This is a genomic window from Bordetella genomosp. 7 (genome assembly GCF_002261415.1).
Classification (GTDB): domain Bacteria; phylum Pseudomonadota; class Gammaproteobacteria; order Burkholderiales; family Burkholderiaceae_B; genus Bordetella_A.
Genome location: NZ_NEVI01000001.1, coordinates 261,875 through 287,695 on the forward strand (window position 1 = coordinate 261,875; position 25,821 = coordinate 287,695).

Genomic DNA, 25,821 nt, shown 5'->3' on the forward strand with positions numbered 1-25,821 from the left:
GACTCCCGCAGGGTGTCTGACACCAAACGCATGGGCATAACGCTGCGAGTGCGCGCAGGCCTTAGAAAAACCCCCGGATACCTGCGACCCCGTGGGCGCCATGCCGTTGCGCGTCGGCCAGCGTGTTGGCCGACTGCCCGCCCAGCGCATAGACGGGCAGCCCGGCGTCGCGCGTGCCTTGCACGAACCCCTGCCACCCTAGCGTGGGAGCCCCCGGATGCGATGGTGTTTCCAGCACCGGCCCCAGCACCGCGAAGTCGGCGCCCAGGTTGCGTGCGTGCATCACCTGCGCATTATCGTGCGTCGAGACCCCCACCCACGCATGTTCGGGAAGCGCCGGGCGCGCATGCAGCGCCGCGGCGTCGGACCAGCGCAGGTGCACGCCGTCGGCATGGCGCCACCACGCCTGCGGATGCACGCTGTTGATCAGCAGGCGCGCGCCCGCGGCATGGCATTGCCTGGCGACCGCCTGCATCGCGTCGCGCAGCGACGTGGCCGCGGGGCCGTCGGGCCAGTTGGGTTCGCGCAGCTGCACCAGTTTCAGGCCGCGCGCCAGCGCCAGATCGAGCCGTTCCAGAAAGGCCGGCAGCCCGGCGCGCCCGCCGATGGACGTAATGCCGTAGGCGTCGGGCAGTTGCAGCCAGCGCAATGGGGGCAAGGTGGCCGGCAGCAGGTCGCCGACCTGGTCGGCATGCGCGGGTTTTACCCAGCGCAACTGCTGGTCTTCGAGCCCGCGCGGCTCGCCCTGCCATGCCGTGACCTTGCAGAAGCACAGGCGCACCGTAGTGTGCGGATAGGCGTGCACATAGGTTACCCAGGGCACCGCCTGCGTGACTTCGATGCCCAGTTCTTCGCGCAGTTCGCGCGTCAGGGCCTGCAGCACGGTTTCGCCGGGCTCGAGCTTGCCGCCGGGCAGTTCCCACCAGCCCGCCCAGGGTTTGCCGTCGGGGCGCTGCCCAAGCAACAGCTGGCCGTCGGGGCGCAGGATGAGGCCCGCGGCGACATCGATGATGCGCTCAGACATGGCGTGCCGCCCAGTCGCGCGCAAACTGATAGGCCACGCGACCCGAACGCGAGCCGCGTTCCAGGGCCCATTGCAGGGCTTCGGTGCGGCTGGTTTCGATATGCTCTGCGGGGCAGTCGAGCTCGCGCAGCCAGTGCCGCACGATGTCGAGGTAGTCGTCCTGCTTGAATGGATGGAACGACAGCCACAGGCCGAAGCGTTCGGATAGCGAAATCTTTTCTTCGACGGTTTCGCCCGGGTGGATCTCGCCATCGGGCTGGTGCCGGGCCTGCAGGTTCTCGCTCATGTATTCCGGCATCAGGTGACGCCGGTTGGATGTCGCGTAGATCAGCACGTTGTCGCCCGAGGCCGACACCGAACCGTCAAGCACCGACTTCAGCGCCTTGTAGCCCGCTTCGCCTTCTTCGAACGATAGGTCATCGCAGAACACAATGAAGCGTTCGGGGCGTTGCGCCACCAGTTCGACGATGTCGGGCAGGTCGCCCAGGTCGGACTTGTCGACCTCGATGAGCCTGAGGCCCTGGTCGCCATAGGCGGCCAGCATGGCCTTGACCAGTGAACTCTTGCCCGTGCCGCGCGCCCCGGTCATCAGGACGTTGTTGGCGGGCTTGCTCTGCAGGAACTGCCGGGTATTGCGGTCGATGATGTCTTTCTGGCGTTCGATGTGGTGCAGGTCGGACAGGTCGATGCGCGCGACGTGGCGCACCGCATCGAGCCAGCCGCGCGCGCCGCGCTTGCGCCACCGGTAAGCGTGGGCCGACCAGTCGATCTCGGGCGGTGCGGCGGGCAGCCAGGCTTCGAGCTGGGCCAGCACGCGTTCGGCGCGCTCGATGAGTACGGAAAAATCAGTAGCGGTCACTTCGGTATCCGGTGCGTGGAGCTCAGGAGCGGTAGTCGGCATTGATGCTGACATACTCGTGCGAGAAGTCGCAGGTGTACACGGTTTCGGCGGCCTGCCCGCGCCCCAGGGCGACGCGCACCTCGATCTCGGCCTGCTTCATGACACGTTGGCCGTCGGCTTCCTGGTAGTCGGGATTGCGGCCGCCGTCGCGCGCCACCAGCACGTCGTCGAGCCACAGGCGCAGCCGGGAGACATCCAGGTCGTCGACGCCGGCATAGCCGATGGCGCACAGGATGCGGCCCAGGTTAGGGTCCGACGCGAAGAACGCGGTCTTGACCAGCGGCGAGTGCGCCACCGAGTACGCGACCTTCAGGGCCTCTTCGGCATTTTGCGCCTGCTCGACCCGAACCGTGATGAATTTGGTGGCGCCTTCGGCGTCGCGCACGATCTTCTGGGCCAGGTCCAGCGCGGCGGCGCCCAGCGCGTCGCGCAGGTCGGCATAGTGGGGGTCGGATGGCGATGTGATGTTCAGGCCCGACTGGCCGGTGGCGGCGATGATGAAAGAATCGTTGGTGGACGTGTCGCCGTCGACGGTAATGCGATTGAATGACCGGTTGGCGAGGTCTGTGGCCAGCGTGCGCAGCAGCGGCTGCGCGATGCCCGCGTCGGTGGCCAGGAAGCTGAGCATGGTGGCCATGTTGGGGCGGATCATGCCGGCGCCCTTGCTGATGCCGGTAATGGTGATGGTGCGGCCGCCGATCTGCACCTGCCGCGAGTGGATCTTGGGCAGCGTGTCGGTGGTCATGATGCCGTGGGCCGCGTTGAACCATTCGTTGGCGCCCAGCCTGGCCAGCGCGTCGGGCAGGGCGGCCGTCAGGCGGTCCAGCGGCAGGGGTTCCAGGATGACACCCGTGGAAAACGGCAGCACCTGCTCGGCCGGCACGCCCAGCAGCTTGCCGAGCGCGGCGCAGGTATCTTGCGCCTTCTGCAGGCCTTCGGCGCCAGTGCCGGCATTGGCGTTGCCGGTATTGACCACCAGCGCGCGGATCGGCCCGCCAGCGGCAAGGTGCGCTTCGCAAACCTGCACGGGAGCCGCACGGAAGCGGTTGCGGGTGAACACGCCTGCCACGCTGGTGCCTTCGGCCAGCTTGAAGACGGTGAGATCGCGTCGGTTGGCCTTGCGGATGCCGGCTTCGGTAACGCCGATTTCAACGCCGGCTACGGGGAAAATGTCGGACTCGGAGGGGATCTGCAGGTTAACGGCCATGACTCGGTCTCTGTGGCAGGGCAAATAAACCGCGCTTGGGCGGGTGGAAGCTTCGTATTATCCCACCCAGCCGCGCCGTGTGGGCATGCGGCCCCGGCGTGAAAGGGCAGCGGGTTATACGGTGTACGGTGCGCTGCCGGTGTGCGGTGTCAGGCGCTGGCGATATGTTGTAGGGTGTCAGGCACCTGCGGAGCCTGACACCAGGAAAGCGACACGAGGAAAAGGGTTGCCAGGGGGTGATGCCCGGCTCGATCGCGCTCCCGTTTCTTGCCGGCGCGGTCTCGCCGGTGCTGTCTCGTTCTTGCCAGTGCGGTCTCGCTTCTTGCCGGTGCAGTCTCGTGGCGTGGGGCACTGTGGGGTGGCGCGTTGGGCGGCGGGGCAGCCGGCGCAGCCGGCCGAGGGCGCCTGGTTGCGCCCGAGCCCGACGCACGTGCGCCGCCCCGCAGTGCCCCACGCCGCGAGACGCCATAAGAACCCGTCCAGCCCCAGCCCAGCTCCCAGCCCCCCAGCCTAAGCCCCCAGCCCTCAGCCCTCAGCCCCCAGCCGCAGCCCCCAAGCACCACGCCCCCCGTTCGCTACTGGCCGCCCCCGCGCGCCGCCACAATCTGCAGCTTCAGTTCCCCCAGCGCCTGGAACAACGCATCCCGGCTGTGGTCCGGCAGCCCGTCGAACATCCCCTTGACCCAATTTTCGTGCGCGCGAGCCATGCGCGTGAACACGCGGCGGCCTTGCGGCGTGAGTTTGAGCACCGAACTGCGCCGGTCGGTAGCCAGCTTCGTGCGCATCACCAGCCCTTCCTTTTCGAGCTGGTCGGCAATGCCCGTAATATTTCCGTTGGTCACCATCATCCGGCGCGACAGTTCGCCCATTTTCATCCCCTTGGGCGCGCGCTGCAGTTGCGCCATCAGGTCAAAGCGGGGCAGCGTCGTATCGAATTCAGTGCGCAGGCGGCCGCGCAGGTCAGATTCGATCAAGTTGCAGCACGTCAGCAGACGCAGCCACAAACGCAACGCATGGTGGTCGTCGGGCGCGGCGCGGGTTTCCAGGTCGGGAGCGTCGATCATGGCGGGCATCAGCAGGCGGCCTGGCCGCCGGCCAGGCCCATTTGGTCGAAAATGGCGCGCGTCAGCGGGCTGGCGGGATCATTCAGCGTAAGCACGATATCGAAATGATTGGCATCGGGCATGGGCACATACTGCGCCGGCAGGCCGCGGGCCCGCCAGGCGTCGAGATAATCGTCGCTCTGGCGCTTGAATTCAGCCGTTTCATTGCCGCCGTAACTGATCAGCAGCGGGCAGGCGGCGCCGGCGGGAAGCAGGGCGGGGCTGTTGCGTTCGGCGTCGGCCGCAGTAAGCCGCATCCAGTCATTGACATGCGTATGCACCAGCGGCCGCAGGTCATACAGGCCCGACAGCGGCGCCGCGCCGGCCACCACATCGGCCGGCACACCATAAGAGCCGTGCCAGCCATCGGCCAGCAGCATGCCCGCCAGGTGCCCGCCCGCCGAACTGCCCGACACATGAATGCGCCGCGGATCGCCGCCATACCCGGCAATATGCCGATGCACCCAGGCCAGCGCGCGGCGGTTCTGGTCGACGATATGGTCCAGCGTCACGGCGGGGGCCAACGAATAATTTACCGCCACCACCACCGCGCCGGCCCGAGTAAACGCCGGCGCCATGCAGCTGGAATCATCCTTCGACAGCAGTCGCCAATAGCCGCCGTGTATAAACACAAACACCGGCGCCCCGCCCGGTGGCCGCCCGGCTTGCGGCGATGCCGGAAAAATATCGAGCAGCTCGTCCGGGTGGCTGCCATACGGCACATTGGCCGCATGTGGCAGGGCGTCGCGCGCCGCCTGGCTTTGCAGGGCATACTGCGCCAGGTACGGCTGCACATCGGGCACCGTAGCGCGCGCGTTGTATTGCGCGTCGAGCTCGGCGCGGTCGTAATGGCGGTAAAGGGCTGGCATATCGGGGCCGGGCGCGGGCGGATTCTTGGTAAAAACCCTAGGCTTGTCTTGCGGAATACTTTAAACCTAAACTATGCCGCACGCCAGCCTTTGCCGCGTCATTGTTTGATGCCGGGCAGCCGATGGCAATAGCATCCACATTCGCCCACACATAAGAATATCCGCCGCGCGCCTCGCGCAAGGAGCTATACGATGCGTATCCTGACCACTCTGGTGATGGCCGCCGCACTGGCGCCCGCCCTGTCATCGGCCGATCCCATTAAAGTCGGCATTGCGAATGATATATCGGGGCCGTTCGCCGCGCTGGGCGCCGAAGCGCGCGACGGCTTCAATCTTGCCATCAAGCAGCTGGACGGCAAGCTCGGCGGGCAGCCCGCAGAGTTCCTGCAATCCGACATGGGTGGCAACCCCGACCAGGCGCGCCAACTGGTCACGCGCTACATCCAGCGCGACAAAATCGACTTTTTCACCGGCCCCATCGGCTCGAACGTAGCGCTGGCGGTAGGCCCGGCGCTCTTTGCCGCCAAGGTGCCCTACTTGTCGAACAACCCGGGTCCCAGCCAGTATGCCGGCGAGCGCTGCAACCGCTATTGGTTCGGCACGTCGTACCAGAACGACGCCTTTCATGAAGCCGCCGGCAAAGTGGCCGCCGATCGCGGGTTCAAGAACGTGCTGATCATGGCGCCCGACTACCCGGCGGGCAAAGACGCCCTTACCGGCTTCAAGCGCGGCTACAAGTCGCCGGTTGCCGAAGAGGTCTACACCAAACTGGGCCAGCTCGACTACGCCGCCGAACTGGCACAGATTCGCGCCGCCAAGCCCGATGCCGTGTTCATTTTCCTGCCGGGCGGCATGGGCATCAACTTCGTCAAGCAGTTCGTGTCCACCGGGCTGTCGCAAAGCATCACCCTCATCGGCCCGGGCTTCTCGGCCGACGAAGACGTGATCCAGGCCGTGGGCGAACCGATGCTGGGCATGTACAACACCGCCCAATGGGCGCACGACCTGGACATTCCGCAGAACAAGCAGTTCGTCGAAGCCTTCCGCAAGGAATACAACGGCCGCTACCCGTCGGTGTATGCCGCGCAGGCCTATGACGTCATCATGGCCATGGACGCGGCGGTCAAGCAGGCGGGCGGCAAGGTCTCCGACCGCGAAGCCGTGCTCCAGGCGCTGGCCAAGGCCGATTATCCGTCGGTGCGGGGCGAGTTCACCTACGGCAAGAACCACTATCCCATCCAGGCTTACTACCTGCGCGTCATCGAAAAAGATGGCGAAGGCCGTATCACCAACAAGCTGGTGGGCAAGGTGTTCGACAGCTACCAGGACGTGTACGTGGACCAGTGCAAGCTGTAGTCCGGCCCATGCGCGGGCATAGCCAGGCGCCGTGCCCGCGGCCCACCCCATTGACGGAATCCAGATGACCCTGGTTGTCGAGCAGCTGCTGAATGGCCTGCAGTTCGGATTGATGCTTTTCCTGATCGCCGCCGGCCTGACGCTGGTATTCGGCATCATGGACATCATGAACCTGGCGCACGGGTCGCTGTACATGGCGGGCGCCTACGTCGCCGCCGAGACAATGCAGCGGTCCGGCTCTTTCGTGGCCGCGGTGCTGGTCGCCGCGCTGGCCACCGGGCTGGTGGGCCTGGTGCTGGAACTGGTGCTGGTGCGCCGCCTGGCCGTGCGCGACCACCTGGCCCAGGTGCTGGGCACCTATGCCGTCATCCTGATCGCCAATGACCTGGTCAAGATGGTCTGGGGCCCAGCCCCCGTCATGCTCAATATGCCGGCGGCGCTGTCCGGGCCGGTGCGGCTGCTGCCCGACCTGATGTACCCCGCCTACCGGCTGATGATCATCGCCTGCGGCCTGGCGGCCGCCGTAGGCCTTTACTGGTTCGTGACCCGCACCCGCGCGGGCGTGCTGGTGCGCGCGGGCGCATCCAACCGGCAAATGGCCACCTTGATGGGCGTGCGCGTGCCGCTGCTGTTCCTGGGCGTATTCACGATCGGCGCCATGCTGGCCGCCGTGGCGGGCGCATTGCTCGGCCCGATCACCGCCGTGCAGATCGGCATGGGCGAAGAGATCCTGATCCTGGTGCTGGTGTGCATCGTCATCGGCGGCATCGGTTCCATACGGGGGGCATTCGTGGGGGCCCTGCTGGTCGGCATGGTCGATACCGCCGGCCGGGCCTTCCTGCCCATGCTGCTGCGCGAGTTCCTGCCGCCCGCCATGGCGTCCAGCGTGGCCGCGACGCTTGCCGCGATTTCCATTTACCTGCTCATGGCCGGCGTGCTGGTGTTTCGCCCGGCCGGACTCTTTCCGGCGCGTGGCTGAACGATGCGCAGATCGACTCTCTGGACCCTGTTGCTGCTGCTGGTGCTGGCGCTGCTGCCTTACCTGGCGGCGGCGCTCGAACTGGACTTCTATGTGTCGGTGGTGCGGCGCATGCTGATCTATGCGGTGGCCGCCACCAGCCTGAACCTTATCCTGGGCTACGGAGGCATGGTGGCGCTGGGCCATGCGGCCTTCTTCGGCGCGGGCGCCTATGCTGTGGGCATTCTGGATGCGGCGGGCATAGCTTCGGCGCTGGTCGCCTGGCCGGCCGCGGTGGGCGTCGCGGCGTTGCTGGCCTTGCTGATCGGCGCGGTGTCGCTGCGCACGCGGGGCGTCTACTTCATCATGATCACGCTGGCATTCGCGCAGATGGTGTATTACCTGTTCATTTCGCTGCGCCAGTATGGCGGCGAAGACGGCCTGAACCTGTCGGGATATTCGCTGCTGCCGGGGCTCGATCTTGCCGACGGCACCCAGTTCTACTATCTGGTGTTGGCGCTGTTCATCGTGGTGATGTGGGCATTCAACCGTCTGGTTGATTCGCGGTTCGGCATGGCGTTGCAGGGCGTACGCGAAAACGAGTCGCGCATGGAAGCGCTGGGTTATCCGGTGTATCGCCTGAAGCTGGTCGCCTTTGTGTTCAGCGGGGCAGTGGGCGGCCTGGCGGGCGCCTTGCTGGCCAACCACAATCTCTTCATTTCGCCCAGCCTGATGCACTGGACGCAATCGGCCAACCTGCTGGTGATGGTGCTGGTGGGCGGAATCGGCCTGCGCTACGGCGGCGTGGTGGGCGCAGTGCTGATGCTCACGCTCGAAGAAGTGCTGCGCATGTGGACAGAATACTGGCACCTGCCGCTGGGCGTGCTGCTGCTGTGCGTGGTGTTCGGTGCGCCGCGCGGCGTGGCGGGCCTGGCGGGCCCGTGGTTCACGGGCGCCGCGCGCGGAGAACGCGCATGACGGCGGCCCGCACACCCATGCCCGCCGGCGCGGCCGCCGCATCCCAGAGCGCCGTGCTGCAGGCCACCGGCCTGGTGCGCCGCTTCGGCGCGCTGCTTGCCACCGACCACGTATCCCTGACCCTGGCGCCTGGCGAGATACATGCGCTGATCGGCCCCAACGGCGCGGGCAAGTCCACGCTGATACACCTGCTGTCGGGCACCCTGCCCGCCGACGAAGGCAGGCTGCTGCTCAACGGCGCGGACATCACCCGGCTCAATGCGCACCAGCGCGTGGCTGCGGGGCTGTCGCGTTCATACCAGGTCACCAATATTTTCAAGGCGTTCAGCGTGCGCGACAACCTGCTGCTGGCGGCGCAGGCCCGCGCGGGCAGCAGCTTCCGCTTCTGGTCGCCGCGGGCGGCGGATACCGCGCTTCATGACGCGGCGCATGCGCTGGCGCGGCAGTGCGCCATCGACGACAGCCTGTTCGACCGCCCCGCCGGCACGCTGCCGCACGGCGAACAGCGCAAGCTGGAGTTCGCGCTGGCGCTGGCCGCGCGGCCCAGCGTGCTGTTGCTGGATGAGCCCATGGCAGGCATGGGGCCCGACGAAACGCTGCGCCTGACCGACCTGATCGAATCATTGCGGGGGCAGGCGGCCATGTTGCTGGTAGAGCACGACATGCAGGCCGTGTTCCGGCTGGCCGACCGCATTTCGGTGCTGGTGTACGGACGCATTATCGCTACCGGCACGCCCGCCGAAATCCGCGCCGATCCGGCCGTGCGGCAGGCGTACCTGGGCGAAGACGCAACCCCCACGGAGCGCGCGACATGTTGACGATGCAGGGTGTGCAAAGCGGCTATGGCGCCAGCCAGGTGCTGTTCGGTGTCGATCTGCAGGTGGGCGCGGGGCAGGTGGTCACCCTGCTGGGCCGCAATGGCATGGGCAAGACTACCTTGCTGCGCACGCTGTTCGGCCAATTGCCATTGCGCGCCGGCGCCATACAGTTCGCCGGAAACGATATCGGCGGCTGGGCCCCCGACCGCATCGCGCGCGCCGGCCTGGCCATCGTGCCCGAAGGGCGGCAGTGCTTTCCCAACCTTACCGTGCGCGAGCACCTTACCGCGTTTACCGCGGTTCGCAACCCCGACATCGGGCAGCCCTGGACGGTGGACCGGGTGCTGGAGCTGTTTCCGCGCCTGGGCGAGCGCGCGCGCAACATGGGCAACCAACTGTCGGGCGGCGAGCAGCAGATGCTGGCCATCGGGCGCGCGCTGGTCACCAACCCTCGCCTGCTGGTGCTGGACGAAGCCACCGAAGGGCTCGCGCCGCTGGTGCGCGAAGAAATCTGGTCGTGCCTGGCCACGTTGCGCGCCGCCGGCCAGACCATTCTCGTGATCGACAAGTACGTCGAGCGCCTGTTGGCGCTGGCCGACCGCCATGTCATCCTGGAGCGCGGCAAGGTCGTCTGGACCGGCGACTCGCAGCAGCTCGACCGCGACCGGAGCCTCTGGGAACGTTACCTGGGCGTGTAGCCCAGGCGGCCGCGCGGGGTCAGGGGGGCGGGCGCTACGATACGGCATGACGCTTGCTGGCCTTGCGCCATCACATCCGGAGCTTCCCATGCCCATGACCCATCGCTACGTACCGGAAACACTCACGCGCGCCGACATCGACGCCCGCCCGGGCGGACTGGTGCTTGAGTTCGGCACGAACTGGTGCGGCTTCTGCCAGGGCGCCCAGCCGCTCATCGAACAGGCTTTCGCCGCGCATCCGCAGGTGCAACATATCAAGGTCGAGGACGGCAGCGGCCGCCCGCTGGGGCGTTCTTTCCGCGTCAAGCTGTGGCCCACCCTGATCTTCCTGCGCGACGGCCAGGAAGTGTCGCGCCTGGTGCGCCCGGGCAATGCCCAGGAGATCGTCCGCGCCCTGGGGCAGGTCGCCTGACAATCGGCGCCCCCGGCGCCTCCGGCGCTTCCTGTACTGCCTTGTGCCGCCCCAACGCGGCATGGACCGCTTGCGCCGTCCGCGGGTGCAGGCGGAACTTGGCGCGCACCCGGTATTAACCCGGCATTGCCATTCTTGCGTCGCTGGTTCCACGGGTATATAGTTGAAACCTAAACTAATTGGCCGGTGGAACTTGTCCGCCGCTGTCCGGTGTCACGGAGGCTGTTGCGCAATGAAGATCGTCTGCCTGGGCGGTGGGCCCGCCGGCCTGTATTTCGGCCTGCTCATGAAGCTGCAGAATCCGGCCAACGATGTCACCGTCATCGAGCGCAACCGCCCGTACGACACGTTTGGCTGGGGCGTGGTGTTTTCCGACGCCACCATGGACAACCTTCGCCAGGCCGACCCGGTATCGGCGCAAACCATAGGCGACGCGTTCAACCACTGGGACGACATCGACATCCACTTCAAGGGCCGCAGCGTGCGCACGCACGGGCACGGCTTTATCGGCATCGGCCGCAAGAAGCTGCTGAACATCCTGCAACAGCGCTGCGAAGACGTGGGTGTGAAGCTGGTGTTCGAAACCTATGTGCAGGACGACCAGGCGGTGGCGCAGCAGTATGACGCCGACCTGGTCATTGCTTCGGATGGCATCAACAGCCTGGTGCGGACCCGCTACGCCGACACCTTCCGGCCCGACATCGACACCCGCCGCTGCCGCTTTGTGTGGCTGGGCACCACCAAGGTATTCGACGCTTTCACCTTCGCGTTCGTAGAAAACGAGCACGGCTGGTTCCAGGCGCACGCCTACCGCTTCGAAGACGGGCTGTCGACCTTCATTGTCGAGACCCCCGAAGAAACCTGGCAAGCTGCCGGCATCGGCGACATGAGCCAGGAAGAGGGCATCGCCTATTGCGAAAAACTCTTCGCGCCCTGGCTGGACGGCCACAAACTCATCAGCAATGCCACGCATCTGCGCGGCGCGGCCATCTGGATACGCTTCCCGCGGGTCATCTGCGATACCTGGGTGCACTGGAACACCCTCGACACGCCGCGCGGGCGCCGCCGTGTGCCCGTCGTGCTGATGGGCGACGCCGCGCATACCGCTCACTTTTCGGTAGGCTCGGGCACCAAGCTCGCGCTCGAAGACGCCATCGAACTGGCGCGTTGCCTGGGTGGAGCCGAAGGCGGGCTGGAGCAGGGCCTGCAGCACTACCAGGACGTGCGCAGCGTCGAAGTGCTCAAGATCCAGAACGCGGCGCGCAACTCCACCGAATGGTTCGAGAACGTGCGGCGCTACGCCGGGCTGGAGCCCGAGCAGTTTGCCTATTCGCTGCTGACACGGTCGCAACGCATTTCGCACGAGAACCTTCGGGTGCGCGACCCGGCCTGGCTGGACGGCTACGAACGCTGGCTGGGCGCGCGAGCCGGTGCCGACGTGGGCAACTCGGCGCGGGCGCCGCTGCCCATGCTCACGCCCTACCGGGCAAGGGGCGTGCAACTGAAAAACCGCATCGTCGTGTCGCCCATGGCCATGTATTCCTGCGTAGACGGGGTGCCGGGCGAGTTCCATCTGGTGCACCTGGGCGCCCGCGCGCTGGGCGGCGCCGGCCTGGTCATGGTCGAAATGACCTGCCCGTCGGCCGACGCGCGCATTACGCCGGGATGCCCGGGGCTGTGGAACGACGAGCAGGCTCGCGCCTTTGCCCGTATCGTCGATTTCGTGCACGCCAACAGCGACGCGCGCATCGGCATCCAGCTGGGTCACGCCGGCCGCAAGGGCTCGACGCAAGTGGGGTGGCAGAAAATGGATCATCCGCTGCCCGACGGCAACTGGCCGTTGTTGTCGGCTTCGGCCTTGCCCTATCTGCCGGGCGTGTCACAGACGCCGCGGGCAATGGATCGCGCCGACATGGACCGCGTGCGAGACGACTTCGTGGCCGCGGCGCGCCGCGCCGGGCAGGCGGGGTTCGACTGGCTCGAACTGCATTGCGCGCACGGGTACCTGCTGTCCAGCTTCATATCCCCGCTTACCAACCGACGCGACGATGAATATGGCGGCAGCCTGGACAACCGCCTGCGCTACCCGCTTGAAGTGTTTCGCGCCGTGCGGGCCGCCTGGCCGCAGGACCGGCCGATGTCGGTGCGCATTTCCGCCCATGATTGGGTAGAAGGCGGCATCACTGCCGACGACGCCGTCGAGATCGCCCGCCGCTTCAAAGAGGCCGGCGCCGACATGATCGATTGTTCTTCGGGCCAGGTCAGCCCCGACCAGCAACCCGTGTACGGCCGCATGTATCAGACGCCATTCGCCGACCGGGTGCGCAACGAAGCGGGCATACCCACCATCGCGGTGGGGGCGATTTTCGAGGCCGACCACGCCAACGGCATCATCGCCTCGGGCCGCGCCGACCTGTGCGCGCTGGCGCGTCCGCACCTGGCCGATGCGGCCTGGACGCTGCGCGAGGCCGCGCGGGTAGGCTACAGCGACACCACCTGGCCGCCGCAGTACATGGCCGGCAAGCGGCAACTCGAAACCAATTTCGAACGCGCCGCGATGATGGCGCAACAGGACCTGAAATGACATCGTCCGTGATTTCCCTGGCCGGCCGGCACGCGCTGGTAACGGGCGGCGCGCGCGGCATCGGCCTGGCCTGCGCGCAGGCGCTGCTGCGGCGCGGCGCTGCGCTGACCTTGCTGGGCCGCGACCGCGCGGCGCTGGATGCGGCGGTTGCCGACCTGGGCAGACACGGCGCGGTGCGCGCCGTGTCTGCCGATATTGCCGACGAACGTTCGGTGCGCGCCGCGTTCGAGCAGGCCGCACGCGAGGCCGGACCGGTGGACATCCTGGTCAATAACGCCGGGCAGGCCGTCAGCCAGCGCTTTGACCGTACCGACGCCGAGATGTGGCAGGCCATGCTGGCCGTGAACCTTACGGGCACATTCCACTGCATCCAGGCGGCGCTGCCGGCCATGCTGGCCAGCGGCTGGGGGCGGGTCATCAACGTGGCAAGCACCGCGGGGCTGATCGGCTACCCGTACGTCAGCGCCTATTGCGCGGCCAAGCACGGCGTGGTGGGCCTGACACGGGCGCTGGCGCTCGAGGTGGCGCGCAAGGGCGTCACGGTAAACGCCGTATGCCCCGGTTTTACCGAAACCGATATTGTGCGCGACGCGGTGCACAACATTGTGCAAAAGACCGGGCGCACCGCCGAACAGGCGCGCGCCGAACTGGCCGCGCGCAACCCGCAGGGCCGGCTGGTGCAGCCCGACGAAGTGGCCGAGGCCGTCGCTTGGCTGGCTCTGCCCGCATCCGCAGCCATCAATGGCCAGGCGATCGCCGTCGACGGCGGTGAAGTCATGCCCGGCTGACATCGGCCTTCCGGCCAGGAGACCCCATGAACCAGGCAGCATCCGAACACACCATGAAACACCACCGGCGCCCCTGCGCCGACTACGCCGCCCGCACCTTCCTGTGGCAGGTGTCGGACGACGGCAAGGTGGGCACCATTACGCTGAATCGGCCCGAGCGCAAGAACCCGCTGACCTTCGATTCGTATGCCGAGCTGCGCGACCTGTTCCGCCGCCTGGTGTATGCCACCGATGTGAAGGTGGTGGTCGTTACGGGCGCGGGCGGCAATTTCTGTTCGGGCGGCGACGTGCACGAGATCATCGGCCCGCTTACCCGCATGAGCATGCCCGAACTGCTGGACTTCACCCGCATGACCGGCGACCTGGTCAAGGCCATGCGCGCCTGCCCGCAGCCCATCGTGGCCGCCGTGGATGGCGTGTGCGCCGGCGCGGGCGCCATGATCGCCCTGGCCTCGGACATGCGGCTGGGCACGCCGGCGGCGCGCACGGCGTTCCTGTTCAGCCGGGTAGGGCTGGCGGGCGCCGACATGGGGGCCTGCACATTGCTGCCGCGCGTCATCGGGCAGGGCCGCGCGTCCGAACTGCTGTACACCGGCCGTTCCATGAGCGCCGAGGAGGGCCTGCAATGGGGTTTCTTCAACAGCCTGCACGACGGCGCGGCGCTGATGGACGCGGCGCACGGGCTGGCCGCACAGCTGGCCGCCGGCCCGACGTTCGCGCACGGCATTACCAAGAAGCTGCTGCACCAGGAATGGAACATGGGCGTGGACGAAGCCATCGAGGCCGAGGCCGAGGCGCAGGCTATCTGCATGCAGACGCGCGATTTCCGCCGCGCCTATGAAGCCTTCGTGGCCAAGCGCAAGCCGGTATTCGAGGGAGACTGACGTGGCCGACACGACATGGCTGGACTGGCCGTTCTTCGATGATGGGCATCGGTCCATGGCGGCCGGGCTAGAGGCATGGTGTGTGGATGCGCTGGCCCGCATCGACCACCGCGACACCGACGCGGCCTGCCGCAAGCTGGTGTCCGAGTTGGGGCAGGCGGGATGGCTGCGCTATTGCGTGCCGGCCGGGCCAGATCAGTCGTGGGGCGGCGCATTGCCGCAAATTGATTCGCGCATGGTGTGCATCCTGCGCGAAACGCTGGCGCGGCACGACGGGTTGGCCGATTTCGCGCTGGCCATGCAGGGCCTGGGCAGCGGGGCCATTGCGCTGATGGGGCCCGATGCGTTGCGCGAGCGGTACCTTCCGCGCGTGGCCAGCGGGCAGGCCATCGCGGCCTTCGCGCTGTCGGAGCCGGACGCGGGCTCTGACGTGGCGGCTCTGTCGTGCCAGGCGCGCCAGGATGGCGACAGCTATGTGCTGGACGGCGCCAAGACCTGGATATCCAACGGCGGCATCGCCGATTTCTACTGCGTGTTCGCTCGTACGGGCGAGGCGCCCGGCGCACGCGGCATCAGCGCGTTTGTGGTGGATGCGGGCACGCCCGGCCTGGAAATCGCCGAGCGTATCGACGTCATCGCCCCGCACCCGCTGGCCACGCTGGCGTTCGACGGCTGCCGCATCCCCGCGAGCCAGCGTCTGGGCGACGCCGGGCAGGGCTTCAAGCTGGCCATGATGACGCTGGACATCTTTCGCGCGTCGGTGGCCGCGGCGGCCCTGGGCTTTGCCCGCCGCGCGCTGGACGAAGCCGTGAAGCGCTCGCGCGAGCGCCGCATGTTCGGCCAGACCCTGGCCGACATGCAGCTGACCCAGGCCGCGCTGGGCGACATGGCAACCGCCATCGATTCGGCGGCCCTGCTTACGTATCGTGCCGCCTGGCTGCGCGACGTGCAGGGTGGGCGCACGACCCGCGAGGCCGCCATGGCCAAGATGGCGGCCACCGAATCGGCGCAAACGGTCATCGATCGCGCGCTGCAGATGTTCGGGGGCGCGGGGGTCGTGTCGGGCATGCCCGTCGAGAAGCTGTACCGGGAAATCCGCGCCCTGCGTATCTACGAAGGGGCCACCGAAGTCCAGAAACTGATCATTGCACGAGAGCTGCTCAAAGACTGACGGCAGCCATACACCGCATTGCCAAGGGGATTAGCATGGAACGCTCTGCCCACGTGGATACTTTCGCCCGCGATCATCTGCCGCCCGTCGAGGAATGGCCCGAGTTTTTGCTGGACAGCCCCGACGTGGCCTACCCCGCGAGGGTGAATTGCGCGGTGGAACTGGTGGACGCAATGGTCGGGCGCGGCTTCGGCTCGCGCCCGGCGCTGCGCTGGCGGCGCGACGGCGCGGCCGCCGTGATGACCTACGCCGAGCTGCAGGCCCTGACCAACCGCATCGCGCGCGTGCTGGTCGAAGACATGAAGCTGGTGCCCGGCAACCGCATCCTGCTGCGCGGCCCCAACAACCCCATGATGGCGGCGTCGTGGCTGGCGGCCATCAAGGCCGGGCTGGTCACGGTGCCCACCATGCCGCTGTTGCGCGCCAAGGAACTCAAGCAGATCATCACCAAGGCGCGCGTATCGGCCATGCTGTGCGATGCACAGCTGCGCACCGAGGCGCAGTACTGCATGCAGCCCGGGCACGAGCACTATTGCGAAGACCTGCGGCAGATCGTGCTGTTCAATGATCCGGCCGCCGACGCGCTGGACGCCCGCGCGGCCGCCAAGCCCGACGACTTCACGGCGTGCGACACGGCGATCGACGATGTATGCCTGATCGCCTTCACCAGCGGCACCACCGGCTCGCCCAAGGGCTGCATGCATTTTCATCGCGATGTGCTTGCCATGTGCGACCTGTTCCCGCGCCACGTCATCAAGCCGGGCCCGGATGATATTTTCTGCGGCACGCCGCCCCTGGCGTTCACGTTCGGATTGGGCGGACTGCTGTGCTTTCCGCTGCGCGTGGGCGCCAGCACTGTCCTGGGCGAAAAGCTCACGCCCGACAGCCTGCTGGAGCTGATCCAGGATTTCCGCGCCACGATTGTGTTCACCGCGCCCACCTTTTATCGCCAGATGGCGGCGGCGGCGGGCAAGTACGACATCAGTTCGCTGCGCAAGAGCGTGTCCGCGGGCGAGGCGCTGCCCGACGCGACGCGGCAGCTGTGGAAACAGGCCACGGGCATCGAGATGATCGACGGCATCGGCGGCACCGAGATGATCCATGTGTTCGTTTCCAGCCCGCCCGACCAGGTGCGCCCGGGCGCCATCGGCAGGGTGGTGCCGGGCTATGTGGCCTGCGTTGTGGACGACGACATGCAGCCGGTGCCCAACGGCACGCCCGGCCGCCTGGCGCTGAAGGGCCCCACCGGGTGCCGCTACCTGGCCGATGAACGGCAGCGCCGCTTCGTGCAGCAGGGCTGGAACCTGCCGGGCGATACGTTCATACGGGATGATGACGGCTATTTCTTCTATCAGGCGCGCAACGACGACATGATCGTCTCGGCCGGCTACAACATCGCCGGCCCCGAAGTCGAAGACGCCTTGCTGCGCCACGAGGCCGTGGCCGAATGCGGCGTGGTGGGCGCCCCCGACGAAGAGCGCGGCCAGGTGGTCAAGGCGTTTGTGGTGCTCAAGCCCGGCCATGCCGCCAGCCCCGAGCTGGCGTCCGAGCTGCAGGCTTTTGTAAAGGCCACCATCGCGCCCTACAAATACCCCCGCGCGATCGACTTCGTGGATGCGCTGCCGCGCACCGAAACCGGCAAGCTGCAGCGCTTTGCGCTGCGCAAGCTGGCACAGGGGCAGGGATGAGCGCGCCGTTTGTCAGCGAAGTCGAAGTACGCTTCCGGCACTGTGACCCGGCCGGCATCGTCTTCTACCCGCGCTATTTCGAGATGATCAACGACTTTGTCGAAGAGTGGTTCGACAAAGGGATGGGCATGCCTTTTCATGCCCTGCATGTTGATCGCCAGATCGGCACGCCGCTGGCGTCCGTGCAATGTGATTTCACCGCGCCCAGCCGCTGGCACGAAAGGCTGCGCCAGGAACTCGCCGTGCGGCGTATCGGCGGGGCCTCGTTTACGGCCGGGGTGCGCTTTGCCGGCCCCGACGGCAGCACGCGCCTGAAGGCCGAGCTGACGATTGTGACGGTCGACCTGCGCGTCATGCGCTCGACGGCCATTCCCGATGATTTGCGCCAGCGCATGCAGGCGTTTCTTATTACAGGATGACCCCATGAAGATTCTTCAACCGCCCAGCTGGACGCCGCCGCGTGGATACTCGAACGGCGTGATGACGCAGGTGGGCGTGGGCGACCGCCTGTTGTTCGTAGGCGGACAGGTGGGCTGGAACTGCAACCAGCAGTTCGAAACCGACGACTTTGCGGGCCAGGTGCGCCAGACGCTGGAGAACATCGTGGCCATTCTCGCCGAAGGCGGCGCGCGTCCCGAACACATTGTGCGCATGACCTGGTACGTGACCGACAAGCAGGAATATGTGGCGGCGTATCCCGAAATCGGCAAGCACTACCGGGAGGTCATCGGCCGGCATTTCCCGCCCATGACGGCGGTGCAGGTGGCAGACCTTATCGAAGACCGCGCGAAGGTCGAGATCGAGGTCACCGCAGTGGTTCCGGCCTGATCCGGCCGGGCCCGCGTCAGCGCAAGACCAGCTCGCCCGCCTCCAGGCGGGCCTGCCCGCCCGGCTGGTCTTCCAGCAAGGTTTCCACTTTGACGCCCACCTGCAGCGTGCAGCCGCCGTAGAAACGCTTGCCGGCGATGATGGCGGCCGATTGCAGCGGCTGCATGCGCCGTTCCAGCTCGGCTTCCTGCTGCTGCACGCCCTGCAGCCCGGCGCACACTTTGGCGTGCGTATTGTGCGCCCGCTCGCCCACGTCACCTGCGGCCTTTTGCGGATTCATCCGCAGAAACACCAACAGTTTTTCCAGCTTCGACTTTTCTTCTTCCAGGCGCTGGCGTTCGTCCTTGAGCACGGCCCGCCGGGCCTGTGCATGAGGGTCCAGGCCTACACGCACGATCGTGGGCACGGCCGCCATAGAGCCCAGCGTGCCGGCGCGCACCGCATGCAGCGCGCAGGTTTCGCCGCCGGTGATCACGCCCTGCTGCGAGCCGGGCGGCCCTACCATCACACTGTGCCCGGCCAGTACGCGGCTGTGGCGGATTTCACGTTCGGCCATCACCTGCTGGCCGGCGTGAACCAGAGCGTGTTCGATAAAGCGCGCCTTCACCGAGCCCTGGCACTGTATGTGAGCAGCGCGGGAGCCGCCCGGGCCTTCGCCCGGCGCAGGCTCGGCCATGCCGATGATGCCGCCATTCACCGTCAGGCTGCCGCCGGCGACGATCTGCGCCGCCTCGACCGTGCCGCCCACCACGACATCGCCGCTGACGCGTACGGTCATGCCGGCAGTCACATCGCCCTTGACCCGCAGGGTGCCGTCGAATTCGACATTGCCGGAATGCAGGTCCACCGCCTCGACCTCGACCACCGAGTTCACCAGCGCACCCTGTGGCACCAGCATGGGCGCGCCCGCCACCGCCGCGCGCAGGACGTCAGGGTCTTGTTCGTCGACAGCCACGCCGGCCAGCCCCGGCGCGAACGGCAGGTCGGGCTGCGGCTCGGCGGCCACCGGCTGGCCGGTCACATCCTGGCCGTCCGTGCCGGGCGTCGCGGCAATGCGGCGCACCAGCGGCGTGCCGGCCTGCACCAGCACCAGGTTGCCCAGGTTGCGGTAGTCCACGGGCGCGTTGTCATCGTGAATCTGCGCCAGCGGGTTGCAGATCAGGCTTTCGAACCGGGTGGGCGTGCCGGGCCGGGCGGGCACGCCGTGCGCGACGGGCATGGCTTCGCAACGCCCGCGTTCCAGAGCCAGGCGGATCGCCGCGGCATCGATGCCGGCCACCACGTTCTGCGCGGCCAGCGCGGCCTCGATATCCTGTTGACTGACGGGGCGGCCGCCGCGCGGCGGCGCCAGCGTGAGCAGGGCGGTCATGCGGTCGGGCTCGACATCCACCTGCACTGCGCCGTCGCGCACCTCGCCCACCACCGCGGTAACCGGGCCATCGGCGTCACGGCACTGCTGCACGAATGCCGCCGCTTGGGCGTGGTCCAGTACTTCGGGCCCCCAGCCCTGTCGCTGCGCGGCCGCAGCCAGCGTGTCCCAGGTAATTGGCTGGCCGCCAGCGCCCGCCGCGCCGAAGGTGGCCGACAGCACGCCCGTCGCGGGATCCACGGCCAATTGCACTGCATCGTCGCCCATGCCGTCCTCCGGACTGAACACCGGCATCATGGGCCAGAGTTCGGGATTTGTAAGATCCCGAAATATTAAGACATATTCAGTGCGGATGCAGGTGGCCGATGCCAAGTGTCTGACACCCAAAGGGTGTCAGACACCCTTCCACTGCAGGCACAGCCGCCCCTTTAAGCGCTTCTGGTGTCTGACTCCCAAAGGGTGTCAGACACCTTTCCACCCCAGGCACAGCCGCCCCATTAGCGCTTCACGTGTCAGACACCCGCCCCGCATCCGACCTTATTTCTTCATTTCCCCGAAAACCGCTTCGGCGATGTCGAGCGTGGCGTCGATGACGCTGTCGTCGTGCGTGGCCGAGACGAATCCGGCTTCAAAGGCCGACGGCGCGAAATGTACGCCGCGGTCCAGCATGGCGTGGAAAAACTGTTTGAAGGCATCGGTATCGCTGTCCGAAACTTCGGCGAAAGAGGTCGGCACCGTGTCGCGGAAATACAGGCCGAACATGCCGCCGATGGCATCGGCCGCAAACGGGATGCCCGCCGCCCGGGCGCGCTGCTGCAGGCCGTCGGCCAGGCGCAGCGTCTGGCGCGACAATTGTTCATAGAAACCCGGCTGCGCAATCAGTCGCAACGTGGCCAGCCCCGCCGCGACCGCCACCGGGTTGCCCGACAGCGTGCCGGCCTGGTACACGCCGCCCAGCGGCGCCATATGCTGCATCAGGTCGGCGCGACCACCCACCGCGCCCACGGGCATGCCGCCGCCGATCACCTTCGCCAGCGTCGTCAGGTCGGGCGTCACGCCGGACAGCCCCTGCACCCCTTGCGGGCCGACCCGGAAACCGGTCATGACCTCGTCAAAGATCAGCACCGCGCCGTGCCTGGAGCAGACATCGCGCAGGCCCTGCAGAAAGCCTTCGGCTGGCTTGATGAGGTTCATGTTGCCGGCCACCGGCTCGACAATGACACAGGCGATGTCGGCCCCATGCTGGTCAAAGGCCGCCTGCACCGCTTGCAGGTTGTTGTATTCCAGGGTCAGCGTGTGGGCCACGAACTCGGGGGGCACGCCTGCCGAACTGGGATTGCCGAGGGTCAGCAACCCCGACCCGGCCTTGACCAGCAGGCTGTCGGAATGCCCGTGGTAGCAGCCCTCGAACTTCACGATCTTGGCCCGGCCCGTGGCGCCGCGCGCCAGGCGGATGGCCGTCATGGTGGCCTCGGTGCCCGAACTGACCAGGCGCACGCGTTCCAGCGAAGGCAGGCGCTCGATCAGCACTTCGGCCAGCTCGACCTCGGCCTTGGTGGGCGCGCCGAACGACAGGCCGTCGAGCGCCGCCGTGCGCACCGCTTCGACGACATCCGGGTGTGCATGGCCCAGGATGGCCGGCCCCCACGAGCCCACGTAGTCGATATAGCGGGTGCCCTCTTCGTCCCACACATAGGGGCCCTGGGCGCGCTTGATGAAGCGCGGCGTGCCGCCTACCGAGCGGAAGGCGCGTACGGGCGAATTGACGCCGCCGGGAATGCTGCGGCAGGCGCGATCGAATAGCTGGGCGTTACTGGACATGGCGTTACGGCTTTGAGTAAGAAGAAGCGGAAAACGGCGCCGCGCAGGCCGCGGCGGCCTGTTGGATATCGGGCGCCTCGAACAACCCGTTGATGACGGCAATGCTGTCGGCGCCGGCCTGCGCCACCTGGGGCGCGTTGGCCGGCGTGATGCCGCCGATGGCCACCACGGCGGGCCGCGGGCCGGGCATGCCGGCGGCCAGCTCCCGTGCCTGGGCCAGCAGCGACAAGGGCGCGCGCACGGCCTGCGGCTTGGTCGCAGACGGAAACACCGCGCCGAACGCGATGTAGTCGGCGCCCGCGTCGAGAAGTTCGCGTGCGCGGGCAAGGTCGTTGTAGCAGGACGCGCCCAGCAGCAGGCCCGAGCCGGCCTGGGCGCGGGCCTGGGCCAGGTCGCCGTCGTCGCGGCCCAGGTGGGCGCCGTCGGCGCCGACATCCAGCGCCAGGCGCCAGTGGTCGTTGACCAGGAACACCACGCCCAGCTCGCGGCACACGTCAGCCAGCACGTGCGCCTGCGCGGCGCGTTGCGCCTCGGTGGCTGTCTTGCGGCGCAGCTGCAGGGCGGTCATGCCGCCGGCCGCCGCGCGGCGCACGGCGTCCGCCAGGCGGTCGGTGTCGTCCCATTCGGGCGTGACGCCGTACAGACCGCCGGGAAAGCGCAGCCGTCCGGCGAGTGTGTCGGCGCCCTGAAAACCGGCGGGCGTCATGGAGCGGCCACCCGGTTGGGAACGCGCTTGCCCATGCCCGCCAGGAAAGCCGTGGCGACGGCCTGGTCGGCATGGCGCAGGGCCTGCTCGACGGCCTTGGGCATGTCGAGCCCCTGGGCCAGCATGGCGGCTGCGGCCGTGGCGGCCACTCCACCCGTATCGGCGTTGCGCTCGGGCGGCGCCTGCCATGGCCAGGTGGACGTCTGCCCCTCAGGGCCCAGCAACACGTTGGCGTAATGGCCGGGACGCACGGGCGAGCCCAGCACCAGTGCCCATTGGGCGCCGCCGGCCAGCATGGCGTGCATGGGGCTGGGCGCGTCGCCGATGTCGATGTCGCCGTCGGCGTGCCATTGGGCCAGGCGCAGATGTTCGACCACCACCAGATCAGTCTGGGGCAGCACGAGTTCCAGCGTGGCGGCCAGCAGGTCATCGGCGTCGTCCTGCGACGCGGCATCGTGCGCGGGCACGCTGCGCTGCCCCAGGTGCAGCACCAGCGGCACCTGGCTGTAATCGGCCGCCACCTGGGCGACGACACTGGCCGCTTCGGTGCTGTGCAGTCCGCCGACCTTGATGGCCTGCACCGGCATGTCTTCGAGCAGGCAGCGGGCCTGGTCGTCCAGCAGCTCCGGCGCGGTGGGGTGGATTTCTTCGATGCCGGCGGTATCCTGCACGGTCAGCGCGGTGGCCGCGGCCAGGCCGTGGCACCCCAGGCGCGCGCAAGTCACCGCGTCAGCAGGCAGGCCGTCGGTCCCGGATGGGTCGACGGGCCCGAAAATCAGCACTACAGGGGGAATCAAGGGGGACACGAGCTGCAGAATATTGAAGAGTGTTGCGCGGGCCTTGCCATGGCCGCCCGGCAACCCCTATTGGGTTTCGGTAAGATTGCCCCATTCTAATGGATGCGCCACGCGCTTTGCCCCTCGTCCGGGGGGCGGGCTTTTGATGTAACAGATAAAAGAGAATTTATGCGTACTTGGATGTGCTTAATCTGCGGTTGGGTATACGATGAAGAGGCCGGCCTGCCGGACGAAGGCATCGCTCCCGGCACGCGCTGGGAAGACGTTCCGCCCAATTGGGTCTGTCCCGAATGCGGTGCCCGCAAGGAAGACTTCGAACTGATGGAAATCTGATCGCGCGGGCGTCCTGCCGTATGCGGCCAGGCCGCCCGGGCACCGCGCCCGAGGGGTTCCCATGACCGATCAATACGACACCCGGTCCGACGACGACGCCACCGACGCGCCGGCTACCGACTTTTCCAACCAGTTCCTGATCGCTATGCCCAGCATGGTCGAAGGCAGCCTGGCAGGCTCGGTAATTTACGTGTGCGAGCACACGGCGCGTGGAGCGCTGGGCCTGGTCATCAACCGGCCAACCGACCTGACGCTGGCCAGCCTGTTCGAACGCATCGATCTCAAGCTCGAGATCCGGCCCGTGAAAGATTCGCCGGTATTTTTCGGCGGTCCCGTGCAAACCGACCGGGGCTTCGTGCTGCACGCGCCGGCAGGCAACTACACGTCCAGCATCAACCTGGGCGATCTGGCGCTGACGACCTCGCGCGATGTGCTGCAGGCCGTGGCCGACGGAGCGGGCCCTGCCCGCATGCTGGTGACGCTGGGCTACGCCGGCTGGGGCGCTGGCCAGCTCGAAAGCGAAATGGCCCAGAACGCATGGCTCAATGTCGGCGCCGATGCCGACATCATTTTCGACGTTCCGCCCGAAGACCGTTATCCGGCGGCGCTGAAGCTGCTGGGAATCGATCCGGTGATGCTCGCGGTCGGTGCGGGGCATGCCTGACGAAACGCTGCTGGCTTTCGACTTCGGCGAAAAGAAAATCGGCATTGCCATCGGCAATACGCTGACCCGGCAGGCGCGCCCGCTCGAAATCATTTTTTCCGAGGTGCGCGAAGCGCGCTTTGCGCGCATTGCCGAATTGCTGCACGAATGGCAGCCGCAGCGCGTCATCGTGGGCCTGGCGCTGGCCAGTGACGGCGGCGAGCAGCCGGCCACCGCCCGATGCCGCCGCTTCGCCAACCAGTTGCATGGCCGCTATGGGTTGAAGGTGGAACTCGTGGACGAACGCGGGTCCAGCATGGAAGCGCAGCGGCTGCTGGGCACCCACGCGCCCGATGACGCCGTGGCGGCAGCGGTGATCCTGCAGCGGTACCTCGACGCCTTGCCGTGATGGCGCGCAGGCGGACGACGCACGCGCGGCCGGGTCGCCCCTGGCCGCGCCCCGGCCGGTTTATGGGCCTGCCTGTTCGCGGGTATGATGCAGGCCGGCCGGCGGCGTGCCTCCCGTATGCGCGCCGCAGCAGCCGGGGAGCCCGAGTTTGCTGAGATTCCTGCGTTTCGTGTTGCGCTTCGCGCTGGTGGTGCCGTGGATACTGTTCGGCCTGCTGTGCGTCGGACTCGCCTATCCATCCATGACGGCGCGGGCGCGCGCCAACCTGAACCGCTACTGGTCGCGCCGGCTGATGTCGCTGTGCGGCATTGGCCTCGCCGTCCAGGGCGCGCCGCTGCTGCAGGGGCCGGTGCTGTGGGTGGCCAACCATGTGTCGTGGATCGACATTTTCGTTCTGAATTCGGTGCGCGCCACCTCGTTCATCGCCAAGAGCGAAATCCGCAAATGGCCGCTGATCGGCTGGCTGGCGGCGGGCGCCGGCACCCTTTTCATCGAACGCGGCCAGCGCCACGCCGTACATGCCATGGGCGAGTCGGTGCGGGCCCGCTTCGCACAAGGCGCCGCGGTGGGCCTGTTTCCCGAAGGAACCACCAGCGAAGGCGATACGGTGCGGCCGTTCCATGCCAGCCTGTTCGAACCCGCCCGCGCGGCGGGCGTACCCGTGCAGCCCGTGGTACTGCGCTTTCTGCAGCATGGGCAACGCAGCCCGCTGGCGGCATTCGTGGGCGAAGAAACACTGGCCGCCAACCTGTGGCGCGTGCTGGGCGCCACCGGTCTGTCGGTGCAGGTGGAATTCCTGCCGCCCGTGCCCACCCACACACCCGAAGGCTCGCCGCCCACCCGCCTGGAACTGTCCAGCCTGGCCCGCGACGCCATCGCCGCCCGGCTATAGCCGCGCCGCTGCTGCCCATATATCTACCCCGCTGCACGGCGGCCGTCGCCACGGTGTCTGAATCACGGAGGTGTCAGACACCCTGCGGGAGTCAGACACCGGCCGGGCATCCTTCAGGAGTCAGACACCGGCCGGGCCCCCGCGCCGCTGCTGCCCAGATATCCGCCCCGCTGTACGGCAGTCGTCGCCACGGTGTCTGACTCCGGAGGTGTCAGACACCCTGCGGGAGTCAGACACCGGACGGGCATCCTTCAGTTGTCAGACACCGGCCGGGCCCCCGCGCCGCTGCTGCAAAGATATCCGCCCCGCTGCACGGCGGCCGTCGCCACGGTGTCTGACTCCGGAGGTGTCAGACACCCTTCGGGAGTCAGACACCGGACGGGCATCCTTCAGGTGTCAGACACCGGCCGGGCCCCGCGCCGCTGCTGCCCAGATATCCGCCCCGCTGCACGGCGGCCGTCGCCACGGTGTCTGACTCCGGAGGTGTCAGACACCCTGCGGGAGTCAGACACCGGCCGGGCACGCGTGCCGCTGCTGGCAAGATATCCGCCCCGCTGTACGGCTGTCGTCGCCACGGTGTCTGA

26 protein-coding genes are annotated in these 25,821 nt (G+C 67.5%); 17 read left to right on the top strand and 9 right to left on the bottom strand.

The window, feature by feature from the left end; translation table 11 throughout:
• Nucleotides 1-61: 61 nt before the first annotated feature.
• From CAL18_RS01170 to CAL18_RS01190, 5 genes are all read right to left on the bottom strand, one after another.
• On the bottom strand, nucleotides 62-1,024 hold the full coding sequence (locus CAL18_RS01170; protein ID WP_026640645.1) for a Nudix family hydrolase: 963 nt from the start codon (nucleotides 1,022-1,024) through the stop codon (nucleotides 62-64).
• On the bottom strand, nucleotides 1,017-1,883 hold the full coding sequence (locus CAL18_RS01175) for an ATP-binding protein (protein WP_026640646.1): 867 nt from the start codon (nucleotides 1,881-1,883) through the stop codon (nucleotides 1,017-1,019). The genes CAL18_RS01170 and CAL18_RS01175 overlap by 8 nt, the downstream gene beginning before the upstream one ends.
• 22 nt (nucleotides 1,884-1,905) lie before the next feature.
• Entirely contained in the window at nucleotides 1,906-3,132 is a 1,227-nt protein-coding gene (argJ, locus tag CAL18_RS01180) for a bifunctional glutamate N-acetyltransferase/amino-acid acetyltransferase ArgJ (protein ID WP_026640647.1), read from the bottom strand.
• Between the two features lie 575 nt (nucleotides 3,133-3,707).
• Nucleotides 3,708-4,196, bottom strand: a complete 489-nt coding sequence (locus tag CAL18_RS01185; RefSeq protein WP_026640648.1) for a MarR family winged helix-turn-helix transcriptional regulator — start codon at nucleotides 4,194-4,196, stop codon at nucleotides 3,708-3,710.
• Between the two features lie 8 nt (nucleotides 4,197-4,204).
• Nucleotides 4,205-5,104 carry an alpha/beta hydrolase gene (locus CAL18_RS01190; protein WP_026640649.1) on the bottom strand — a complete coding sequence of 300 codons (900 nt, stop codon included), beginning with the start codon at nucleotides 5,102-5,104 and terminating at the stop codon, nucleotides 4,205-4,207.
• A gap of 192 nt (nucleotides 5,105-5,296) precedes the next feature.
• On the opposite strand from CAL18_RS01190, the gene CAL18_RS01195 reads away from it, so the two are divergent.
• The 13 genes from CAL18_RS01195 to CAL18_RS01255 all read left to right on the top strand — a co-directional run bounded on the left by CAL18_RS01195 (nucleotide 5,297) and on the right by CAL18_RS01255 (nucleotide 18,267).
• Nucleotides 5,297-6,460 carry an ABC transporter substrate-binding protein gene (locus CAL18_RS01195; RefSeq protein WP_026640650.1) on the top strand — a complete coding sequence of 388 codons (1,164 nt, stop codon included), beginning with the start codon at nucleotides 5,297-5,299 and terminating at the stop codon, nucleotides 6,458-6,460.
• A 58-nt stretch (nucleotides 6,461-6,518) separates the two neighbouring features.
• Nucleotides 6,519-7,439, top strand: coding sequence for a branched-chain amino acid ABC transporter permease (locus CAL18_RS01200; RefSeq protein ID WP_094817230.1), 921 nt, complete (start codon nucleotides 6,519-6,521; stop codon nucleotides 7,437-7,439).
• A 3-nt stretch (nucleotides 7,440-7,442) separates the two neighbouring features.
• Nucleotides 7,443-8,396: a branched-chain amino acid ABC transporter permease gene (locus tag CAL18_RS01205; RefSeq protein WP_026640652.1), complete on the top strand. Its 954-nt coding sequence runs from the start codon at nucleotides 7,443-7,445 to the stop codon at nucleotides 8,394-8,396.
• Nucleotides 8,393-9,214, top strand: coding sequence for an ABC transporter ATP-binding protein (locus CAL18_RS01210; protein WP_419670209.1), 822 nt, complete (start codon nucleotides 8,393-8,395; stop codon nucleotides 9,212-9,214). Before CAL18_RS01205 ends, CAL18_RS01210 begins: the two co-directional genes overlap by 4 nt.
• Nucleotides 9,208-9,912 (top strand): ABC transporter ATP-binding protein, encoded by a 705-nt coding sequence (locus CAL18_RS01215; protein ID WP_094817186.1) that lies wholly within the window; start codon nucleotides 9,208-9,210, stop codon nucleotides 9,910-9,912. The genes CAL18_RS01210 and CAL18_RS01215 overlap by 7 nt, the downstream gene beginning before the upstream one ends.
• A gap of 88 nt (nucleotides 9,913-10,000) precedes the next feature.
• Entirely contained in the window at nucleotides 10,001-10,324 is a 324-nt protein-coding gene (locus CAL18_RS01220; RefSeq protein WP_026640655.1) for a thioredoxin family protein, read from the top strand.
• Between the two features lie 232 nt (nucleotides 10,325-10,556).
• Nucleotides 10,557-12,908 carry a bifunctional salicylyl-CoA 5-hydroxylase/oxidoreductase gene (locus tag CAL18_RS01225; RefSeq protein ID WP_026640656.1) on the top strand — a complete coding sequence of 784 codons (2,352 nt, stop codon included), beginning with the start codon at nucleotides 10,557-10,559 and terminating at the stop codon, nucleotides 12,906-12,908.
• Nucleotides 12,905-13,696, top strand: a complete 792-nt coding sequence (locus CAL18_RS01230) for an SDR family NAD(P)-dependent oxidoreductase (RefSeq protein WP_026640657.1) — start codon at nucleotides 12,905-12,907, stop codon at nucleotides 13,694-13,696. Before CAL18_RS01225 ends, CAL18_RS01230 begins: the two co-directional genes overlap by 4 nt.
• Nucleotides 13,697-13,722: 26 nt before the next feature.
• Nucleotides 13,723-14,580, top strand: coding sequence for an enoyl-CoA hydratase family protein (locus CAL18_RS01235; RefSeq protein WP_026640658.1), 858 nt, complete (start codon nucleotides 13,723-13,725; stop codon nucleotides 14,578-14,580).
• A 1-nt stretch (nucleotide 14,581) separates the two neighbouring features.
• Complete coding sequence (locus tag CAL18_RS01240) at nucleotides 14,582-15,751, top strand: acyl-CoA dehydrogenase family protein (protein WP_026640659.1); 1,170 nt, start codon at nucleotides 14,582-14,584, stop codon at nucleotides 15,749-15,751.
• 35 nt (nucleotides 15,752-15,786) lie between these two features.
• Entirely contained in the window at nucleotides 15,787-17,439 is a 1,653-nt protein-coding gene (locus CAL18_RS01245; RefSeq protein WP_026640660.1) for an AMP-binding protein, read from the top strand.
• Nucleotides 17,436-17,858, top strand: coding sequence for an acyl-CoA thioesterase (locus CAL18_RS01250; protein WP_026640661.1), 423 nt, complete (start codon nucleotides 17,436-17,438; stop codon nucleotides 17,856-17,858). The genes CAL18_RS01245 and CAL18_RS01250 overlap by 4 nt, the downstream gene beginning before the upstream one ends.
• A 4-nt stretch (nucleotides 17,859-17,862) precedes the next feature.
• Nucleotides 17,863-18,267: a RidA family protein gene (locus CAL18_RS01255; protein WP_026640662.1), complete on the top strand. Its 405-nt coding sequence runs from the start codon at nucleotides 17,863-17,865 to the stop codon at nucleotides 18,265-18,267.
• Nucleotides 18,268-18,283: 16 nt separating this feature from the next.
• Here the strand turns inward: CAL18_RS01255 and CAL18_RS01260 are convergent, their stop codons facing one another.
• The 4 genes from CAL18_RS01260 to CAL18_RS01275 all read right to left on the bottom strand — a co-directional run bounded on the left by CAL18_RS01260 (nucleotide 18,284) and on the right by CAL18_RS01275 (nucleotide 22,960).
• Nucleotides 18,284-19,903, bottom strand: coding sequence for a DUF342 domain-containing protein (locus CAL18_RS01260; protein ID WP_094817231.1), 1,620 nt, complete (start codon nucleotides 19,901-19,903; stop codon nucleotides 18,284-18,286).
• Nucleotides 19,904-20,173: 270 nt separating this feature from the next.
• Nucleotides 20,174-21,457 (bottom strand): glutamate-1-semialdehyde 2,1-aminomutase, encoded by a 1,284-nt coding sequence (hemL, locus tag CAL18_RS01265; protein ID WP_094817187.1) that lies wholly within the window; start codon nucleotides 21,455-21,457, stop codon nucleotides 20,174-20,176.
• A 4-nt stretch (nucleotides 21,458-21,461) separates the two neighbouring features.
• Nucleotides 21,462-22,163, bottom strand: coding sequence for a thiamine phosphate synthase (gene thiE / locus CAL18_RS01270; protein ID WP_094817188.1), 702 nt, complete (start codon nucleotides 22,161-22,163; stop codon nucleotides 21,462-21,464).
• Nucleotides 22,160-22,960, bottom strand: a complete 801-nt coding sequence (locus CAL18_RS01275; RefSeq protein ID WP_349290268.1) for a bifunctional hydroxymethylpyrimidine kinase/phosphomethylpyrimidine kinase — start codon at nucleotides 22,958-22,960, stop codon at nucleotides 22,160-22,162. The genes thiE and CAL18_RS01275 overlap by 4 nt, the downstream gene beginning before the upstream one ends.
• A gap of 168 nt (nucleotides 22,961-23,128) precedes the next feature.
• Between CAL18_RS01275 and CAL18_RS01280 the strand changes: the two genes are divergently transcribed.
• The 4 genes from CAL18_RS01280 (at nucleotide 23,129) to CAL18_RS01295 (ending at nucleotide 25,237) form a co-directional block, all read left to right on the top strand.
• Complete coding sequence (locus CAL18_RS01280) at nucleotides 23,129-23,293, top strand: rubredoxin (RefSeq protein ID WP_003814980.1); 165 nt, start codon at nucleotides 23,129-23,131, stop codon at nucleotides 23,291-23,293.
• A 61-nt stretch (nucleotides 23,294-23,354) separates the two neighbouring features.
• A complete protein-coding gene (locus CAL18_RS01285; RefSeq protein ID WP_094817190.1) occupies nucleotides 23,355-23,957 on the top strand; it encodes a YqgE/AlgH family protein in 603 nt (200 codons plus the stop codon).
• Nucleotides 23,950-24,345: a Holliday junction resolvase RuvX gene (gene ruvX, locus CAL18_RS01290; RefSeq protein WP_026640668.1), complete on the top strand. Its 396-nt coding sequence runs from the start codon at nucleotides 23,950-23,952 to the stop codon at nucleotides 24,343-24,345. The genes CAL18_RS01285 and ruvX overlap by 8 nt, the downstream gene beginning before the upstream one ends.
• A gap of 151 nt (nucleotides 24,346-24,496) precedes the next feature.
• The gene (locus CAL18_RS01295; protein ID WP_094817232.1) at nucleotides 24,497-25,237 is read left to right on the top strand and encodes a lysophospholipid acyltransferase family protein; all 741 of its coding nucleotides are present in this window, start codon (nucleotides 24,497-24,499) and stop codon (nucleotides 25,235-25,237) included.
• Nucleotides 25,238-25,821: the final 584 nt, after the last annotated feature.